A 16,426-nucleotide genomic window follows, 5' to 3' on the forward strand; every position below is an offset into this window, starting at 1 on the left:
CTCATGCGCCAGAACGTCATCGGTCAGCACCAGCGTATGGCTGCCCATGGCGTGGCGGAAATGAAAGCTGATCCCGTGCCGCTCCATCTGGCGGCGGGCGAAGTCCAGGTCGCTCTCGCGGTACTGCACCGTGTATTCCAGCACCGGATAGTCCTGCGACAGCTGCACATCCAGCGCCGGATCACCGAGCTGGGCATAGTCCGACAGCAGCTCGCGCAGGATCTGCACCACGGTCCTGTTGTGAAAGATCCGCTGGTTGCGCCGCCGTCCTGCCAGCCAGAACCACGGGCGCAGCACCAGATCATAGCGGTGGCCGTTCTCGCCCACCCCGGCCCATCGCGCCTGCGTGACGATGCCGTCAAAGGGCTGGGTGCCCTCACGGCCCTCGATCTCGACCGTGGCATGGGTGCCGATGAGCGCGTCGAAGTCGAGATCATCGCGGGTGGCCAGCGCCTCGACACGGTATTCGAACAGCTCGTTGAGATGGTCCGTGCCGTCAAAGCGCAGAAGCGCCAGCGTGTCAGCGCCAAGCGCGGTGGTCAGACGGCCGAGACGCTCGGTCTGGCGAAGGGGGGCGTTCATAAACAAGCCTCGTCGGGGAAATGGGTAAAGAAAACTGCCGCGAGTATGCCCAAGGCTGACGGCACTGCCAAGGCCGTGTCGGGTGAGCCCGTCGCTTAAGGTCTTCGCATGATCAGGGACACACTGTTGAGCGGCGTGGAATAAGGCCCCCGCTTCTGGGGTGATCGGCGTCCCAAATGGCCCCCACCGACCGGGGTTTGGGTCCATTGTGCTTCCGAGGATTATCGGAGGCCGAGCGCGGGATGCTGATCGTGGAGACAATCGCAAAAATCAGGCGGCTGCATTTTACCGAGGGCAAGGGGATCAAGACGATCTGCCGCGACCTGAAGCTGTCGAAGAGTGAGGCGTGAGCCGCCATCGGTTCGAGGCCACGCCGAACGGTGCGCAAGGTGATCCGCACCGGGGTAGCGGAGTTCACCTACACCCGGACGGTTCAGCCACGCCCGAAGCTGGGCGCCTGGCTTGAGGAACTGAGCCGGCTGTTGGCGATCAACGCGGCTCGTGGGCGCCGGGAACGCCTGACACTGATCCAGATCTACGAGGAACTGCGCGGTCTCGGGTATGAAGGCGGGTATGATGCGGTCCGCCGCTATGCCTCGGTCTCGGGGCGCGCACTCAAAGCTCCGGTGCCTCGTCCGCCTTCGTGCCGCTGAGTTTTGCCCCCGGCGAAGCCTATCAGTTCGACTGGAGCCACGAGGTTGTCCTGATCGATGGGGCGACCACCACGATCAAAGTGGCGCATGTTCGCCTGTGCCACAGCCGGATGTTCTTCGTGCGGGCCTATCCGCGCGAGACGCAGGAGCCTCAGCCATCGGGCTCGAACCGATGGCGCCCGATGGCTTCGATCCTCAACATCCTGTCCCGCAGGCGCGACCCGGAGCCGCCACCCTTGCTGCTCACCTCTCCGGCCCTGCGCCTGACCCATGAACCGAAGGCCGACTGCGCCCGCTATGACCCGGCTCGCGGAGGGCCGGCTGATGGATCGTGCAGAGATCATGGCAGCGATGGGCGAGTTGAAGCTCTATGGCATGCGCGCCGCCTACGACGAACTCATGGCGGTGGCTGTGCGTCGCCAGCATGAACCCCGTCAGATCGTGGGCGAACTGCTGGCCGCCGAGATCAACGAGAAGAAGGCGCGGTCGGTCAAATACCAGATCACCACCGCCAAGCTGCCCTATGCCCGGGAGATCGAGGAGTTCACCTTCGATGACACCCCGATCAACGAGACGCTGGTGCGCGATCTGGCCAGCGGCGAATTCCTCGGCCAGCAGCGCAATGTCGTGCTGGTCGGCGGCACCGGGACCGGCAAGACCCATATCTCCGTGGCGATCGCGAGCCGTCATCCGCAACGGCGCCCGGGGACGCTTCTTCAATATTGTGGATCTCGTGAACAGGCTGGAGGCCGAGGTCCGTGCCAGGCGGGCGGGCCGCCTGGCCGAACATCTCATGCGACTCGACTTCGTCATCCTCGATGAGCCCGGCTACCTGCCATTCGCCCGATCCGGCGGCCAGTTGCTGTTCCATCTGGTCAGCAAGCTCTACGAGCAGACTTCCGTCATCGTCACCACCAACCTCGCATTCGGCGAGTGGCCGACCGTCTTCGGAGACGCGAAGCTGACCACCGCGCTGCTCGACCGTCTCACTCACCATTGCGACATCGTCGAAACCGGAAACGACAGCTGGCGCATCAAAACACGAGCCTGACCGACCTCCAAAACGCAGGCCCGCCTCGGCTGCGCCAGCTGGAAAGCTACGCCGCCACGGGCCTGCTCACCACATCGCCAGAGGGGTCCCTTTGCGACGCCGGGGGGCACCATGCAACGCCGATTGACACGGATGCTCCCCGCCTCACGGGCTGCTTCGGCCCAGACAGAAACCGGCAGGCTGGTAGCGGACAGAAGGTCGCGCTCGATCCCCATGCCGAACGGCAGGCGGATTGCCTGCATTTCTGACAAGCTCCAGCTTCCGAGTTCGGGATAGCCGATGTCGGCCAGTCCAAACATGATGTCGCCGCCCGGGTCCAGTTCAGTGGCGAGCCAGACGCCTTCGCCGAACGGGTTGAAGAACTTGACCACCGGCACATGGTCAACGTCGCGGTTCCGGCCATTGGCCAGGAGTTGCTCGCGCAATTCGTCGGTCAACAGGATCATGCCGCCCTCCTGTCGATCGAGGTCGCGTCTATGTCCGGCTCGCCGTCTTCAGGGAGGAAGGACAGAATCCAGTCGGCGGCCTTGCTGGCCTGCGAAGCGGCGCGCACGATGGCGCGGTTGTCCTCGCGCAGCACTTCCAGCCATGAACCGATGTAATCGGCGTGGTGGACGGTCGGCACGATCCCAAGCGAGGCGCAGCAAAACGCGGCATTTATCTGGGCCACGAGTTCCTCGAATGCGCATTTCTTCGTGCCGAAAGAGCCGGAGAAATCGCGGGCGAGGCGCGAGGAATGGCCGCTGGCATGGCCAAGCTCGTGCAGAGCCGTCCTGTGCCAGTTGATCGGCTCGGGATAGGCTTGCGGAGGCGGGACCATCACGAAATCCTGCGACGGCATATAGAAGGCGCGGTTGCCGCCGATGCGGAAGTCGATCCCCGTCGCTTTGATGAGCGCCTCGACGCGCGGTTCGATCAGGCCGGGCGGCGTTGGCGGTGCAACGGTGGCGATTTCTGTGGGCAGACCGTCGCATTGGGCGGCGTTGAACACGGTGAACCTTTTCAGGAACGGGATGCGTCCCGGTTCTTCACCGGTCTCGCGGGCGCGGCGCTTCTCGTCTTCCGGGGTGAAGCGGTCGGCATAGACAACGGTGGTGCCGCGTTCGCCCTTGCGGACATTGCCGCCAAGCGACAGCGCCTGGCGGAAAGTTAGCCAGCCCTGGCCGGGGAAACCATGCTCGATGACCGCACCCCAGAGGATCAGGACATTGATCCCCGAATAAGGACGGCCGGTGGAGACATTGACCGGCATGGCGAGCGGTGCCTTCGTCGTGGCGGTGCCCCAAGGCTGCACCCACGGCAGGCGGCCTTGCTCCAACTCGCCGATGATCTTGCTGGTGATTTCGTCGTAAAGGTTGGTCCGGTCGGTTCCGGGGTGCGCGCTGCGGAAGTATCTGGACATCGCGGTTCTCCGCGACGGGCGCCGGAAGCCTCTCTCCCAGCCCTCAACCCGTCACGGAAAACCCGTCCGCACTCTCACTCTAAGAGGGCGTTGCGGGGTCTCCCCGCTCGATGGGGGTGCGCCGGCAACGAAGTGCCGGCCAGGGGGAAGGCTTTCCCCCTCACACCGAACAAGTGGACACTGACTGGAAAATCAAATCCCGTTTCCTGGTCCGGGGGCTGAGATCAGGTGCAAGATTCTCCAAAGAGGACGGAGCTTTGTTCAGAAACGAGTTTCTGAAACGCCCGGTAGCTTTTCGACAGGCGGGTACATTGCTTCTTCTCCTCGTTCACCAGGACGTCCAGCATGATAGGATCGCTGCCACCGATCCCGTAGCAGGGCTTTTGGGCATCCTGGGAAGGGAGACGTTTCATCATCTGCGTCATCCCAAGTTCGACGTGCGGTGTGAAGCGGTGGGTATGCTTGCTGCGGAAATCATCCGTCGCCGCCTTGTAGTCCCCGTTGTCGACGGTGTTGAGCGACTTGATCAGCTTCCCCCAGGACCGCCAGGGCTTCGCCAATCTTGCAGCGACCCCTTCATTGATCCCCCAATCCTCGGGCAGGGTGGAAAAGTCGTCCGACCATAGCGCCCCTTGTTGCACACAATTCGCCTGATGAGAGAGATGCGCGATCGCGAAGTAGAATCTGGCCTTGAGCGTATATGGCAACAACGAACTCGTGGAGCAGATCGTTTTTCTGGGGAAGATCGAGCCCTTCCAGAACCGTCCTCCACGCTTCCAGCCGTCTGGTCAGGTTGATCAGATGATTTATGCCGTTGGCCAGATCCCGGGCGACATCCTGGGCCTGATCCCGGTAACCATCTGCTGACGCCCTAAATCAGTATCCAGTCTGACGGTTTGAGGCGGTTTGAACCATCCATATGGCATGAACGGTGTGCATTGCTCTACGCCTTGTAGCGCGGCCCTGTAGTCCGAGTATTTACCGACAAGAAATTCGTCCACTTGATCCATCATCAAATCCGTCTTCGGCTCAGGTCGCACACTCCAAGTTACCGTGCCCCGTCAGACCTCGATCCCGCCTTTCGCCAGCATGGCTGCAATGTCTGAGATCGCTCGCAGCAGAACCAGCGGATCATCTTTGGAGCGCAGGAAGCCCCGCCGCTCCCAAAACAACGCCGCCTCTTCATCGACGGCATTGACCAACAAGGCCCGTCCGCCGATCAGGCGCGACGCCTGAACGCAACGCTGAAGGGCGTGTTTCATCAAGCCGGTGCCGACCCCCTGCCCCGACCATCCCGTGTCCGTGGCGAGTTGCCCGAGAAGCAGGCAGGGAACAGGATTTGGGGGCTGGCCGGTGCGGATTGTGCGCGGCAGGACTGAAGGGACGGCCCCTGTCGGGGCCAGGCCATAATATCCGACGACACGCCCGGCCTCGTGAACGACGACGACAGCCGTGAACCCCTTTTCCTGATTGGCAAGGGCGCGGGTCTTCAGCCAATGATCGAGCGTGGGCTTGCCGCAGGAAAACGCGGAAACGTCATGGGCCGCATTAAGCAGCTCGGGTGCAGATAAGGCCACGGCTCACCGCTTCGGTTCGTAGCCGGGTTCCCAAGGGGCGGGCCTCTTCAGCACCTCCATCATCTCCGGGACGATGGTGGGCGGACGTGAAAGGATCTCCATGAAATCCGCAAAGCCCTCCGGGCTCATGCGGATCAATCCCTGTTCCATCACGACTTCCTCAGCCGCACGCACGGCGGCATCCCGCACGAAATCCGTGCGGGAACGACCGCGCAGGCTGGCGGCGCGATCAATCATCGCGACATCCGCCTCGGGCAAACGCATCGAGATCGGGTATTCCTTACGTTCTGCGGTGTTGGCCATTTGTTCATCTCCTTGACCGCAATATAGAGGCTTGTAGCGCCAAACGCAATACATTATCGTTTCCTGACTCGCGACCCGCCTTGCCTCCGTTATGGGACGAATGACGGGTGCGCGCCGAGGAGATCACATGCGTCAGCAACAGATTTCGCGAAGAGCACATAGGTTATTTTACTACGATAGCGCACGCGCCTCTACGCTGTCGTGCACCATAATGCGCGATACCCCGCCCGGTGCTGCCACTTATTATCTATTGAATTCAGTTGTTTACATGGGAATTGCCATGAATTCTATGTGGCATGACCGAGGATGCACGCAAATCGACGGAAGCTGTGTCGCAGAGCGAGCGCGAGGCGCTGCTCGAAGCGATGCTGGTCGACGCTGCCGAACTCACCTTCACACCGCGCGGCGACCCGTGCCTCGTGCAACTCGCCCGTCTGCTCGGCGAGCAACTGGCGAGAGAGAACCTCCTGTCGCAGATGGACGGACGGCCTTCGCGCGACTCCCGATAAGGAGCGATGCCCGATGAAGGTCGCACTCTATGCCCGCTATTCTTCGGACAATCAGCGTGACGCCTCGATTGCCGATCAGTTCCGCATGTGCCGACTGCATGCCGAAAAGCAGGGATGGCACATTGTCGAAGAATATTCCGATCATGCCATCTCCGGCTCGCCCCTGCTGCGCCCCGGCATTCAGGCGCTGATCTCCGACGAGAACCGCGGCCGTTTCGACCTGATCCTTGCGGAAGCGATGGACCGTCTGTCGCGCGATCAGGAAGATATTGCCGGCCTGTTCAAGCGGATGTCCTATTCCGATGTGAAGATGTTCACACTGTCGGAAGGTGAAGTTACGCATCTGCATGTCGGCCTCAAGGGCACGATGAATGCCCTGTTCCTGAAGGACCTGGCCGATAAGACGCGCCGCGGGCAACGCGGGCGTGTCGAAGTGGGTAAATCTGGCGGTGGCAACGCCGATGGCTACGATGTGGTCAAGAAGTTCGACGGCAATGGCGAGCCTGTTCGAGGAGATCGCACGATCAACGAAGCTCAAGCCGAAGTGGTCCGCCGGATATTCCGCGACTATGCTGCGGGCAAGTCTGCCAAGATCATCGCCGTGGCGTTGAACAGGGACGGTATTCCCGCACCGACGGGAGGCGATTGGGGCTTCAGCACGATCAATGGCAATCCCAAGCGTGGCAACGGCATCCTCAACAATGAGATGTATGTCGGCAAGATCGTGTGGAACCGCCAGAGGTTCGTCAAAGACCCCGATACCGGCAAGCGGCAGGCCCGCCCCAACCCGGAATCGGAATGGGTCACTCAGGAAGCAGCCGGAGCTGCGCATACTCGATGATGAGCTATGGGATGCTCTGAAAGACCGGGAACCGGATCGAGCGGAACGACAAGGGCCAGGCCGATTTGGGCCAGATCAACACTCGTCGGCGTCCCAAATACCTCTTCTCCGGCCTGACCAAATGCGCCTGCTGCGGCGGTGGATACTCAGCGACACTGATCGGCTGTTCGACGGCACGCAACAAGGGCACCTGCGACAATCGGGTATCTCTACGAGGGCTTACTGGAACGCACCACGTCTGAGCGAAAGTCTAAGGCGGGTCAGTATTTCACCCCGCGTCCGTTGATCAAAGCCATCATCCACTTGATGAAGCCCAAGGTTGGCGGGGTCATCCAAGACCCTGCGGCGGGCACCGGAGGCTTTCTGATTGCCGCCCACCGCGCCATCATGCGCGACACCGACGACCTAACGACCGTTCCCAAGGACGTCACCTTTGCCCAGCGAAATGGAAAGTACCAGGGCGCGGAACTGATTACCGGCACGCACCGGCTGAATACGATGAATTTGCTGCTGCATGGCATTGACCAGCCGATCGACCCAATTGATGTGCTGACTTCTGACGCCAAGAAATTCGATCCGGCCGATCTGATCCTGACCAACCCGCCGTTCGACAAGTTCCCCGAAAGCGTGGCGCGCGATGATTTCGTTATCACCGCAGAGGCCAGAAACCATGCGATTTTCCGCTCGGAACACACAGGTCATCGACGCGGGGTTTGCCATGGGACTTGGGAAAGCTGGGCTTCAGATGCGCCATCTGCTCGTCGGTGTGCCAGGAACATCGCACCCGCCATCGCTTCATTTTCATGCGGAGAGGCTATGAATTATTTTAAAATCAATTGGTTGTGGGGAATGATCCAATGGGACCGGAGGACAACTCTGTCCCACCATCACGCTGGACGAAGATGTATCCCGATCATTCATGAGAATGTGAGATGCCCCCTATAGACCGGGGCGGCCTGTTGTGCTGTCCTTATCCGTGATAGGCTGACCGTATTCCAGTAGCCCGTAGCCGGGCGGCCTGACCTCTGGAAGCCGGGCCGGAGTGAAACTGATGGCAGCGACGGGCATCCCCCCGTACCACTTTCAGGCTGAGGAGCTACCCATGGATCTGACAATCAACGGCACCAAGCACCAAATTGATATCGAACCCGAAACCCCGCTGCTTTGGGTGCTGCGCGATGAACTGGGTATGACCGGAACCAAATACGGCTGCGGAGTTGCGCAATGCGGAGCCTGCACTGTCTTGGTTGACGGAGTCGCCACCCGGTCCTGTGTGACCACGGTGGACAGCGTGGCGGGGGCGCAGATCACGACGATCGAAGCCATCGAAGAGGACCCGATCGGCCAGAAGGTGGTGCAAGCCTGGGTCGCCCATCAGGTCCCGCAATGTGGTTATTGTCAGTCGGGACAGGTGATGGCTGCGACGGCGCTGCTTAAGGAAACGCCCCAGCCCGGAGATGAGGACATTGCGTCGGCAATGGTCAACCTGTGCCGTTGTGGCACCTATAACGCCATAATCGCCGCTGTGCGTGATGCGGCTCAGGCGTAATGGGGCAGAAAAATGAATGACATGTTCATCAAGTCCCGCGAGATCGGCAAACCGTTCAAACTGTCGCGTCGTGGTTTCATCGGCGCTTCATTAGGGGCGCTGGCACTGGGGGTGGTCGTGCCGGCGGGGCGTGCCCGTGCGCAGGCGGCGCAGGCTGTTGTGCCGGGTACACGTGTATCCGCCTTTATCGAAATTCGTCCTGACAGCACCGTGCTGTTCCGCAGCGCCTTCATCGAAGGCGGGCAGGGGATCTTTACCGCCATGGCGCAGATCGTGGGCGAGGAACTGGACGTTGATCCGGCCAACTTTACCGTTGAGGGTGCGCCTCCGGGTCCTGACTATCTGCTGATCGGCGGTGCACGCTTTACCGGCGGCAGCATGTCGGTCCGTATGAGCTATGATGCCATGCGCAAGCTGGGTGCCTCGGCCCGCATGATGCTGATGCAGGCCGCGGCGACGCAGCTTGATGTGCCGGTTGCCGAACTGTCGACAGAGCCGGGGCGTGTGCTGCATGCAAAGTCGGGGCGCAGCATTCCCTATGGTGAACTGGTGGACGCGGCTGCCGGGTTGCCGGTGCCCGAAGAGGTCGCTTTGCGTGACAGCGCCGACTTTCGCTGGATCGGAAAACCGGTCGGGCGGCTGGATGCGCATGACAAATCGACAGGCAAGGCGCAATATTCCATCGACCTTAAGGTCGATGGGATGCTGTATGCCGCCGTGCAGCACAGCCCGCATCTGGGGGGCGAGCCGGACAGCTTACAAAACGAAGCCGAGGTAGCCGGTATGCCGGGCGTCCATTCGGTTCACCGGCTGCCCGGCGCGGTCGCGGTGGTTGCCAACAGCTGGTGGCGGGCCCGGATGGCGGTCGAGGCGTTGCAGGTGACCTGGACCGAGCCGGCACCCGATGTTTCCCGTGCCATGCCGGCCGATTTCTCGACCGAGGCACATCTGGCTGCGCTGAAGGCCGCGCCCGGCGACGGCATCGCTTTTGAAGAGGAAGGGGACGTTTCCGCCGCACTTGCCGGTGCTGCGAAGGTGGTCGAGGCCAGCTATGACGCGCCCTATCTGGCGCATGGTCAGCTGGAACCGCCCTCGGCGCTGGTGCGCTGGAACGAAGATGGCACGCTGGAGCTTTGGGCCCCGAATCAGGCGCCCGAGATGTTCCAGGCCCATGCTGCAAAGGTGGCTGACATCGAGCCCGGGCAGGTCATTGTTCATTCGCCCCTGCTTGGCGGCTTTTTCGGACGCCATTTTCTTTATGAAACCGCCAACCCCTTTCCGCAGGCGATACTGCTGTCGAAAGCTGTTGGCCGGCCAATCAAGCTGATCTGGAGCCGCGAGGAAGAGTTCTTGCGTGACGCCCTTCGTCCCATGTCCGCTGTCCGCTTTCGTGCCGGGCTGGATGCTGACGGGCTTCCTGTTGCGCTACATGCGGTGTCCGCGGGCGAGGGACCGGCTGGCCGCTGGTTCGGGCGTGATCCGGACAAGGTCGACAGTACCGCTGTCGAGGGGATTGCCGGCAAGGTCTATGCGATCAAGAACCGTCGCGTCGGGCATATCCATGTAGATGATCCGGCGATCATCGGCTTCTGGCGCTCGGTCGGGCATTCCATGAATGATTTCTTTTATGAAACCTTCTTCGACGAAATGGCCGATGTCGGGGGGCATGATCCCTATGAGTTGCGCCACCGTCTGCTGGCCGACAGTCCGCGTCACAGAAACCTGCTTGAAGCGGTTGCCGAACTGGCAGGCGGCTGGAAGCGCGGACCCTTTGAGGCCGAGGATGGCAGCCGCCGCGCCCGGGGTGTCGCCATGGCCTCGCCTTTCGGCAGTGAGGTGGCGACTATCGCCGAAGTGTCGATCCAGCAGGGCCAGATCGTTGTGCATGACATCTGGGTGGCCATTGATCCGGGCAGCATCGTCAACCCGGCAATCATCGAAGCTCAGGTGAATTCGGCGGTTGCGCTGGGGCTGTCCTCTGCCTTGCTGGAAGAGGTGGTCTATGTCGACGGTGTTCCACAGGCGCGCAATTACGACGGCTATCCGATCCTGACGCCGGATCAGATGCCGCGCGTCCATGTCCGCATCGTGGAAAGCGGCGCCCCCATGGGCGGTATCGGCGAACCCGGGGTGCCGGGCGTGCCGCCAGCTGTGGCGAACGCGGTGTCGACCCTGACCGGGCGTCGTGTGCGCAGCCTGCCACTGTCGAAGTTCAGCCTGGAGGAGGGCGGCGCAACCTGAAGCTGGCTGTGGCGTAACGGCAGGGCATCGGTACCTGCCGTTAGTCGCCCGATCAGGCAACCGAGTTTCGCGCGGGGCATGAGTTGAACGGGACGGAGATTCTTAGCGTATTGCCAACACCCGTCCGGGTGCTTGAAAGCGATGATCCGGCAGAGCTGTTGCGTTTCGCAGTGACCAGCTTTGCCCGGGGTCCGGTTGCGGTTGCGACCCTGACCGGCATTCGCGGCAGTGCGGCGCGAAGGCTGGGGTCGCATGTCGTCATCGCGGCGGATGGTGGCTATGCGGGGTTTGTCTCGGGCGGCTGTGTCGAGGCCGCAGTCGCGGCCGAGGCTCTGCTTGCCATGGCCGACGGGCATGACCGGACAGCCGTCTTTGGCGAGGGGTCTCCGTTTTTCGACATTGTCCTGCCCTGCGGCGGTGGAATTACCATCGCCATCCATGTGCTGCGCGATGTCGGTGCCATCGAGCATACCCTTCATAACCTCGCTGCGCGTCGGCCTGCGGCATTGTGCTATGATCCGCAACAGCAGGCGTTGCGCTGTGCGCCGGTGCCAGAACGGCCGGGATGGGACAACGGCGGCTTTCTTTCGGTCTATCATCCGGTGACGAGGATGGTGATCTCGGGTCGCTCGATCGAGGCGCAGAAGCTGGCGCAGCTTGCCGCCTGCGCGGGGTATGACACTCTGGTGCTGGGTCCCTCACTTGTGGCGGATGACATCGGGGAACTGGCCGATGCCTATACGGCCTTTGCCGTTCTGTACCATGATCTGGACGCCGAACTGCCCGTGCTGCACAGGGCATTGCAGTCACCCGCCTTTTACATCGGGGCGCTGGGCAGCATGAGGACCCATCGCGCGCGCGTCGAACGTTTACGGGGTATGGGGATCCCTGAGACCGATATTGCCCGGGTCAAGGCCCCCATCGGCATGTTCGGCCCGACAAGGGACGCGTCCTCGCTTGCAATTTCGGTGCTGGCTGACGTTGCGGCTGCACGGTTGGCAGCCTTTGCCTGAGGCTGGTGGGTGGTATTTCCGGGTCGTCCGGGAGCTTCGGCCTGCTGCGATACTATCGGCATTAGTCCCGCGCTGACAGAACCCCACAGCTTGGACTCTCACTCATTGATTCCCTTGGGGGCGAATATGATCGAGCCCGCCTTCTGCAAGAATGCCTGTCTTGGTGTTCCGGGCGGGTCGGTCCTTCGATGCGAAAGGCAGGTCGCGCGTCTGCTACTTTGTGACAAATGGAAACGGCCATGCCCAAAGGCATGGCCGCTTTGCGTACAAACGGAACAGGTGTCGTTATTTGTCGCCGGCGCGGCTTACGGTATAGAGCCCCGCCACATTGTTGCCGGACACCAGATTGAGGACGCCCGTGCCTTTCTGTGCGGTGATGAAGGCGGCGCGGCTGGCGCGTTCTTCACCCAGTTTTTCGCTGGCAATCTGCGCCAGCTCGTTGGTGGTGAACTGGCTTGCGTCCAGTCCCAGCAGGTCCGCCTGCATCTGGCGGCCCGGATTGATTTCCGAGGCCAGGGCGGGCACGGCAAAGCTTGCTGCAACGGCGGCGATAACAAGTTTATTCAGCATTTCAACTTCTCCTTGGATCCGGCGGCGGCTGTGTTTCGCCCCGGTATGAAGCCAATATGAACATTGCATTTCCGCGTTAAACTGGCCAAAAATGACAACTGATGTGCAAAACTGAGTGGAACTATGCGCCTGAATCTCTGGAGTGAAATCCGCACCGCTGCTCAGGTGGCGCGTTTGGGCCGGGTCAGTGCCGCAGCCGAGGTGCTGGGGATGCATCATTCCTCTGTCATCAGGCATATCGACACGCTTGAGGCCGAGCTGGGCGTCAAGCTGTTCCAGCGCCATTCGCGCGGCTATACACCGACCGAAGCGGGCGAGGAGCTGCTGCAAACCGCCAGCGCGGTGGACGAGCAATTCACCCAGATGCTGGGGCGGATCGAAACCGCGCGAAATCAGGTCTCAGGACGGCTGGTGCTGACGGCGGTGCCCAGCCTTGACCCGCTGATCGTACCGATGCTGGGCCGATTCCTGTGCGACCACCCGCTGGTGCAGGTCACCTATGATTCGGATGAGCGCACCTTTGAGTTGTCGCGGGGCGAGGCGCATGTGGCGCTGCGGGCCGGTCCGCGTCCTTCAGCACAGGACAGCGTGGTCACGCCGCTGTTTGACTACCCACATGCGCTTTACGCGGCGCCGTCCTATATCGCCCGGCATGGTCGCCCGGAAACGCTGGCAGATCTGGCCGCGCATCATCTGATCGTGGGCGAGGATCGTTTCGCCCGCGCGCCATTTTATCAATGGCTGTTCAGCCGCGTCCCGGATGAGGCGTTTGTCCTGCGCACCCCGCAAAGCTCTGTGGCCTATCGCGCGGTCGAACAGGGGCTGGGCATCGGCTTTCTCAGCCCGCTGACCGCCTCGCCCGAGCTGGTCGAGCTGTTCCCCGGCATCTGCCCACCGGAATGGCGGACGCAGATCTGGGTGGTGACGCATGTGGACCTGCACCGCAGTTCCAAAGTGCAAAGCCTGACCCGTTTCATCCATGACCAGGCACGCGGCTGGCGCGCATCGCTGGCGTTGCGTGACAAGGCATCGGGGAAGGTCTGATTTCCAATACGACCGCCTGCGGCCCGGCGTCGGTGGCCGGAAAGTAAAGCTTGCGTCCCGGGCGGTTATCGAAGCCACGATGATGATCGTCCCGTCCTTTGGCATATCCGTCACCTCGGGCGAATAAAACATTGCGCCTGTATTGACCCCAAAGCCGGGCCGCCATTTCTGATCGGGAAGCTCTTCGATGCTGTCGTTCTCGCTCAGGCATTGTTTTTACGCATTGATGCATGCAAAGTCCGGGAATCTGACATTCAGGTCCATCTGCATGAGCCATATTCCCACCGCCTCTGAGGGCTGGCGTATAGGTGTGCTGTTTTCGCGCAGCGGGCTTAGCGCGCTGACCGAAAGCGAGCATCTGCGCGGCACGACCCTGGCCATCGAAGAGATCAACAAGGGCGGCGGCGTGCGCGGGCTGCCCCTTGTCCCCGTCCTGCGCGACCCACAATCAAGCCCGACGATCTATCGCCAGATGGCACGGCAGCTGATCGTGGATGAAGGGGTCACGATCATCTTTGGCTGCTCGCATTCGGCCTCGCGCAAGGCGGTGCTTCCGCTGGTCGAGCGGCATGATGCATTGTTGTTCTACCCCTCGGTCTATGAGGGGTTCGAGTATTCGGAAAACGTGATCTATGCGGGCGCCACGCTGAACCAATGCGCCTTTGCTCTGGCCGACTTCCTGATCCGCCGTTACGGCAAGCGCATCGGTTTTGTCGGGGCGGACTATATTTTCCCGCGCGAATCAAACCGCACCATGCGCGACATCCTTGAAAGCAAGGGGGCCAAGGTCGCGGGCGAGGTCTATGCACCGCTTGAAGCCTCATCCTCCGAGGTCGCAGAACTGATGGGCCATATCCGCAGTTGGCAGGCTGATGCGGTGTTCAGTACCGTGATCGGCGGCCCGGCCCGTCAACTGTACCGCATGTATGCCGAGGCGGGCTTTGACACGCAACAGCGCCCCATCGCCAGCCTGACCATGGCCGAAACCGAAATCAACGAGATCGGGCCCGAATACTGTCACGGCCATGTGCTGTCGGCCAGCTATTTCCAGACGCTGCCCTCTGACCAGAACCAGCTGTTCGTTGCGGCCTACAAAGACAGGTTCGGGCCCGAAGCGACAACCAGCGTTTGGTCCCAGACGGCATATCTGCAGGTATACCTGCTGGCGCATGCACTTGAACGCGCGGGCAGTCTTGAGCCGTCGGCGCTTGCCCCGCACCTGCTGGGGCAAAACCTGCTGGCACCCGAAGGCCCGGTTTGTGTCGATCAGGAAAACCGGCATCTGTGGCTGACACCGCGCATCGGCATCATGCGCCGGGACGGGCTGTTCGACGTCGCGTGGCAGGCTGACAGCCCGGTCCGTCCCGACCCCTATCTGGCAACTGCTCGCTTTGATGAGGTCTGGGTTTGACGGGCGCACCAGTTGATCGCAGCCGGCGCCCTGCCGCGCGCCGCCTCCTGGACGATCTGCGTCAGGCCAGGGTGCTGGTCCTGCATCCACACGACGAAGACAGGGCGGTCCTGACCGAACATCTCAAGCGACTTGGCTGCGCGGTAACGGCCCTGTGGCCTCTGCCCGCCGCGCTGCCGCCTGAAACCGACACGATATTCGTGCAGGTCGACGATCTGCCCGGAGAGGCACTGCCCGCGCTGCTGCAGGATCGCACGCCAGCCATCATCGCGATCATGACCTATGAGACGCCGACCGCGCTGCAAGCCATCACCGATCTGAACGCCCATGGCGTGATTTCAAAGCCGCTGCGGCCGTTCGGCATTCTCGCCCAGTTCGTGCTGGCCCGCTATCGCCGGGGCTATGAGGGGCGGCTGACAGGCAAGATCCAGAAGCTGGAAGAGACGATGAAAAGCCGCCGCCTCGTTGATCGCGCGGTCAAACTGATGGCCGAGCTGCGCGGTATTCCGGATGATGAGGCCTATCGTCTTTTACGTGATCAGGCGACGGCCAGGCGGACCTCGCTGACCTCGATCGCCGAAGGTTTGCTTGCCGCCGAAGCAACGCTGCGCAGCATCGGCCTGACGATTGCCGAAAAATAGCCCTGCCTTTTGCGAACCTGGGTCGATTGCCATTTCTCGTTGACATTTGAACTGAGCTTGGCAGAGTTGTCTGCGAGCAAGGTTGCTCTGTCGGCAGGATTGCCGAACTGAAATCGAGGCTAGGTAGCCCATGGCATGCGGATCTTTCCCGCGTCCATGGGCTTTTTTCATTTCTGGAGGGCGCCTTGACGCACAAGGTCCAAGAGAAGCAAACGGTTGCCGTCGCTTGCCTGCAATTCGAACCCCGCTTTGGCGAGGTCGAGGCCAATCTGGCCGCCATCGACCGGCTGGCCAGAGAGGCTGCGGCAAAGGGGGCCAAGATCCTTGTCCTGCCCGAACTGGCGGACACCGGCTATGTGTTTGAGGCAGCCGATGAATTGCAGCAACTGGCCGCACCCATTCCCCAAGGACGCCCATCACAGGCGCTGATCGCACTGGCGGCTGAGCTGGGCGTCTACATAGCGGCCGGGCTATGCGAGAAAACCGGGGATACCTTCTACAACTCGGCGATATTCTGCGGGCCAGAGGGGTATCTGGGCACATTCCGCAAATTGCATCTGTGGAACAAGGAAAAGCTGTTTTTCCGGTCCGGCGATCTGGGGCTGCCTGTATTCGACACGGTCTATGGCAAGGTTGGCGTGGCGATCTGTTATGATGGCTGGTTCCCGGAAACCTTCCGGGGATTGGTCGCTGCGGGTGCCGAACTGATCTGCGTGCCGACCAACTGGGTTCCCATTCCAGACCAACCCGCCGGTGCCGAACCGATGGCCAATATCCTTCACAAAGCGGCCGCCCATTCGAACGGTGTCGCCATCGCCTGTGCCGATCGCGTGGGCATCGAACGTGGCCAGCCCTTTCTGGGATGCAGCCTGATCGTCGGGCCACGCGGCTGGCCTCTTGCCGGTCCTGCATCCCCTACCAACCCCGAGATCCTGATCGCCGATGTGATGTTCGGAGACCTGGAAAACCAGCGACGCGTCAGTGAACGCAATAACGTCTGGGAAGACCGGCGCACCGATCTTTATAACTGATCGCTTGC

Annotated in this window: 17 protein-coding genes and 3 pseudogenes; 13 read left to right on the forward strand and 7 right to left on the reverse strand. The window is 61.7% G+C overall.

All coding sequences use genetic code 11. The annotated features are described in order from the left end of the window. Nucleotides 1-582: type VI secretion system Vgr family protein (locus M511_RS09700; RefSeq protein ID WP_248284548.1), on the reverse strand; the 582-nt coding region annotated here is incomplete at its 3' end. 242 nt (nucleotides 583-824) lie between these two features. Between M511_RS09700 and M511_RS19185 the strand changes: the two are divergent. Both M511_RS19185 and istB read left to right on the forward strand, forming a co-directional pair. Then, nucleotides 825-1,384 (forward strand): annotated as a pseudogene (locus M511_RS19185) (IS21 family transposase); the annotation flags it as partial. 175 nt (nucleotides 1,385-1,559) lie between these two features. Continuing rightward, nucleotides 1,560-2,286: pseudogene (gene istB / locus M511_RS09710) on the forward strand (IS21-like element helper ATPase IstB). On the opposite strand, the gene M511_RS19655 reads toward istB, so the two are convergent. The 3 genes from M511_RS19655 to M511_RS09725 form a co-directional block, all read right to left on the reverse strand. Next, complete coding sequence (locus M511_RS19655) at nucleotides 2,226-2,732, reverse strand: DUF2958 domain-containing protein (RefSeq protein ID WP_217809592.1); 507 nt, start codon at nucleotides 2,730-2,732, stop codon at nucleotides 2,226-2,228. The pseudogene istB and the gene M511_RS19655 overlap by 61 nt on opposite strands. Continuing rightward, a complete protein-coding gene (locus M511_RS09720; protein ID WP_085502065.1) occupies nucleotides 2,729-3,688 on the reverse strand; it encodes an ArdC family protein in 960 nt (319 codons plus the stop codon). Before M511_RS09720 ends, M511_RS19655 begins: the two co-directional genes overlap by 4 nt. A 224-nt stretch (nucleotides 3,689-3,912) precedes the next feature. After that, nucleotides 3,913-4,395, reverse strand: a complete 483-nt coding sequence (locus M511_RS09725; RefSeq protein WP_139824569.1) for a hypothetical protein — start codon at nucleotides 4,393-4,395, stop codon at nucleotides 3,913-3,915. Between the two features lie 10 nt (nucleotides 4,396-4,405). Between M511_RS09725 and M511_RS09730 the strand changes: the two genes are divergently transcribed. After that, complete coding sequence (locus M511_RS09730) at nucleotides 4,406-4,555, forward strand: hypothetical protein (RefSeq protein WP_176224536.1); 150 nt, start codon at nucleotides 4,406-4,408, stop codon at nucleotides 4,553-4,555. A gap of 194 nt (nucleotides 4,556-4,749) precedes the next feature. On the opposite strand, the gene M511_RS09735 is transcribed toward M511_RS09730, so the two are convergent. Together M511_RS09735 and M511_RS09740 are read right to left on the reverse strand one after the other, a co-directional pair. Beyond that, on the reverse strand, nucleotides 4,750-5,265 hold the full coding sequence (locus tag M511_RS09735) for a GNAT family N-acetyltransferase (protein WP_085502067.1): 516 nt from the start codon (nucleotides 5,263-5,265) through the stop codon (nucleotides 4,750-4,752). A 3-nt stretch (nucleotides 5,266-5,268) separates the two neighbouring features. Next, nucleotides 5,269-5,568, reverse strand: coding sequence for a type II toxin-antitoxin system TacA family antitoxin (locus tag M511_RS09740; protein ID WP_085502068.1), 300 nt, complete (start codon nucleotides 5,566-5,568; stop codon nucleotides 5,269-5,271). Nucleotides 5,569-5,864: 296 nt separating this feature from the next. On the opposite strand from M511_RS09740, the gene M511_RS09745 reads away from it, so the two are divergent. The 6 genes and pseudogenes from M511_RS09745 (at nucleotide 5,865) to M511_RS09770 (ending at nucleotide 11,721) form a co-directional block, all read left to right on the forward strand. Further along, nucleotides 5,865-6,077 carry a hypothetical protein gene (locus tag M511_RS09745; RefSeq protein WP_085502069.1) on the forward strand — a complete coding sequence of 71 codons (213 nt, stop codon included), beginning with the start codon at nucleotides 5,865-5,867 and terminating at the stop codon, nucleotides 6,075-6,077. Nucleotides 6,078-6,090: 13 nt separating this feature from the next. Further along, a complete protein-coding gene (locus M511_RS09750) occupies nucleotides 6,091-6,918 on the forward strand; it encodes a recombinase family protein (RefSeq protein WP_240547590.1) in 828 nt (275 codons plus the stop codon). A 222-nt stretch (nucleotides 6,919-7,140) separates the two neighbouring features. Next, nucleotides 7,141-7,482: pseudogene (locus M511_RS09755) on the forward strand (HsdM family class I SAM-dependent methyltransferase); the annotation flags it as partial. A gap of 538 nt (nucleotides 7,483-8,020) precedes the next feature. Beyond that, nucleotides 8,021-8,467: a (2Fe-2S)-binding protein gene (locus tag M511_RS09760; RefSeq protein ID WP_085502070.1), complete on the forward strand. Its 447-nt coding sequence runs from the start codon at nucleotides 8,021-8,023 to the stop codon at nucleotides 8,465-8,467. Nucleotides 8,468-8,488: 21 nt separating this feature from the next. Then, nucleotides 8,489-10,708 carry a xanthine dehydrogenase family protein molybdopterin-binding subunit gene (locus tag M511_RS09765; RefSeq protein ID WP_217809593.1) on the forward strand — a complete coding sequence of 740 codons (2,220 nt, stop codon included), beginning with the start codon at nucleotides 8,489-8,491 and terminating at the stop codon, nucleotides 10,706-10,708. Nucleotides 10,709-10,818: 110 nt separating this feature from the next. Beyond that, nucleotides 10,819-11,721 carry an XdhC family protein gene (locus M511_RS09770; protein WP_085502072.1) on the forward strand — a complete coding sequence of 301 codons (903 nt, stop codon included), beginning with the start codon at nucleotides 10,819-10,821 and terminating at the stop codon, nucleotides 11,719-11,721. A 285-nt stretch (nucleotides 11,722-12,006) separates the two neighbouring features. On the opposite strand, the gene M511_RS09775 is transcribed toward M511_RS09770, so the two are convergent. After that, on the reverse strand, nucleotides 12,007-12,510 hold the full coding sequence (locus M511_RS09775) for a hypothetical protein (protein ID WP_176224535.1): 504 nt from the start codon (nucleotides 12,508-12,510) through the stop codon (nucleotides 12,007-12,009). On the opposite strand from M511_RS09775, the gene M511_RS09780 reads away from it, so the two are divergent. From M511_RS09780 to M511_RS09795, 4 genes are all read left to right on the forward strand, one after another. Next, entirely contained in the window at nucleotides 12,415-13,335 is a 921-nt protein-coding gene (locus tag M511_RS09780) for a LysR family transcriptional regulator (RefSeq protein WP_085502073.1), read from the forward strand. The two genes, M511_RS09775 and M511_RS09780, sit on opposite strands and share 96 nt — an antisense overlap. A gap of 268 nt (nucleotides 13,336-13,603) precedes the next feature. Beyond that, nucleotides 13,604-14,746 carry a transporter substrate-binding domain-containing protein gene (locus M511_RS09785; RefSeq protein WP_085502074.1) on the forward strand — a complete coding sequence of 381 codons (1,143 nt, stop codon included), beginning with the start codon at nucleotides 13,604-13,606 and terminating at the stop codon, nucleotides 14,744-14,746. Then, nucleotides 14,743-15,387, forward strand: a complete 645-nt coding sequence (locus M511_RS09790; RefSeq protein WP_010394743.1) for an ANTAR domain-containing response regulator — start codon at nucleotides 14,743-14,745, stop codon at nucleotides 15,385-15,387. The genes M511_RS09785 and M511_RS09790 overlap by 4 nt, the downstream gene beginning before the upstream one ends. A gap of 185 nt (nucleotides 15,388-15,572) precedes the next feature. Continuing rightward, complete coding sequence (locus tag M511_RS09795) at nucleotides 15,573-16,418, forward strand: nitrilase family protein (RefSeq protein WP_085502075.1); 846 nt, start codon at nucleotides 15,573-15,575, stop codon at nucleotides 16,416-16,418. Nucleotides 16,419-16,426 lie beyond the last annotated feature (8 nt).

This window comes from Paracoccus sp. J56, from assembly GCF_019633685.1.
Lineage (GTDB): Bacteria > Pseudomonadota > Alphaproteobacteria > Rhodobacterales > Rhodobacteraceae > Paracoccus > Paracoccus kondratievae.

What these genes read in the sequence shown, in the direction of transcription:
- M511_RS19655 (WP_217809592.1), bottom strand. Translation starts at nt 2,732, where the DNA reads ATGATCCTGTTGACCGACGAATTGCGCGAGCAACTCCTGGCCAATGGC.
- M511_RS09720 (WP_085502065.1), bottom strand. Translation starts at nt 3,688, where the DNA reads ATGTCCAGATACTTCCGCAGCGCGCACCCCGGAACCGACCGGACCAAC.
- M511_RS09740 (WP_085502068.1), bottom strand. Translation starts at nt 5,568, where the DNA reads ATGGCCAACACCGCAGAACGTAAGGAATACCCGATCTCGATGCGTTTG.
- M511_RS09745 (WP_085502069.1), top strand. Translation starts at nt 5,865, where the DNA reads ATGACCGAGGATGCACGCAAATCGACGGAAGCTGTGTCGCAGAGCGAG.
- M511_RS09750 (WP_240547590.1), top strand. Translation starts at nt 6,091, where the DNA reads ATGAAGGTCGCACTCTATGCCCGCTATTCTTCGGACAATCAGCGTGAC.
- M511_RS09760 (WP_085502070.1), top strand. Translation starts at nt 8,021, where the DNA reads ATGGATCTGACAATCAACGGCACCAAGCACCAAATTGATATCGAACCC.
- M511_RS09765 (WP_217809593.1), top strand. Translation starts at nt 8,489, where the DNA reads ATGTTCATCAAGTCCCGCGAGATCGGCAAACCGTTCAAACTGTCGCGT.
- M511_RS09780 (WP_085502073.1), top strand. Translation starts at nt 12,415, where the DNA reads ATGCGCCTGAATCTCTGGAGTGAAATCCGCACCGCTGCTCAGGTGGCG.
- M511_RS09775 (WP_176224535.1), bottom strand. Translation starts at nt 12,510, where the DNA reads ATGATGCATCCCCAGCACCTCGGCTGCGGCACTGACCCGGCCCAAACG.
- M511_RS09785 (WP_085502074.1), top strand. Translation starts at nt 13,604, where the DNA reads ATGAGCCATATTCCCACCGCCTCTGAGGGCTGGCGTATAGGTGTGCTG.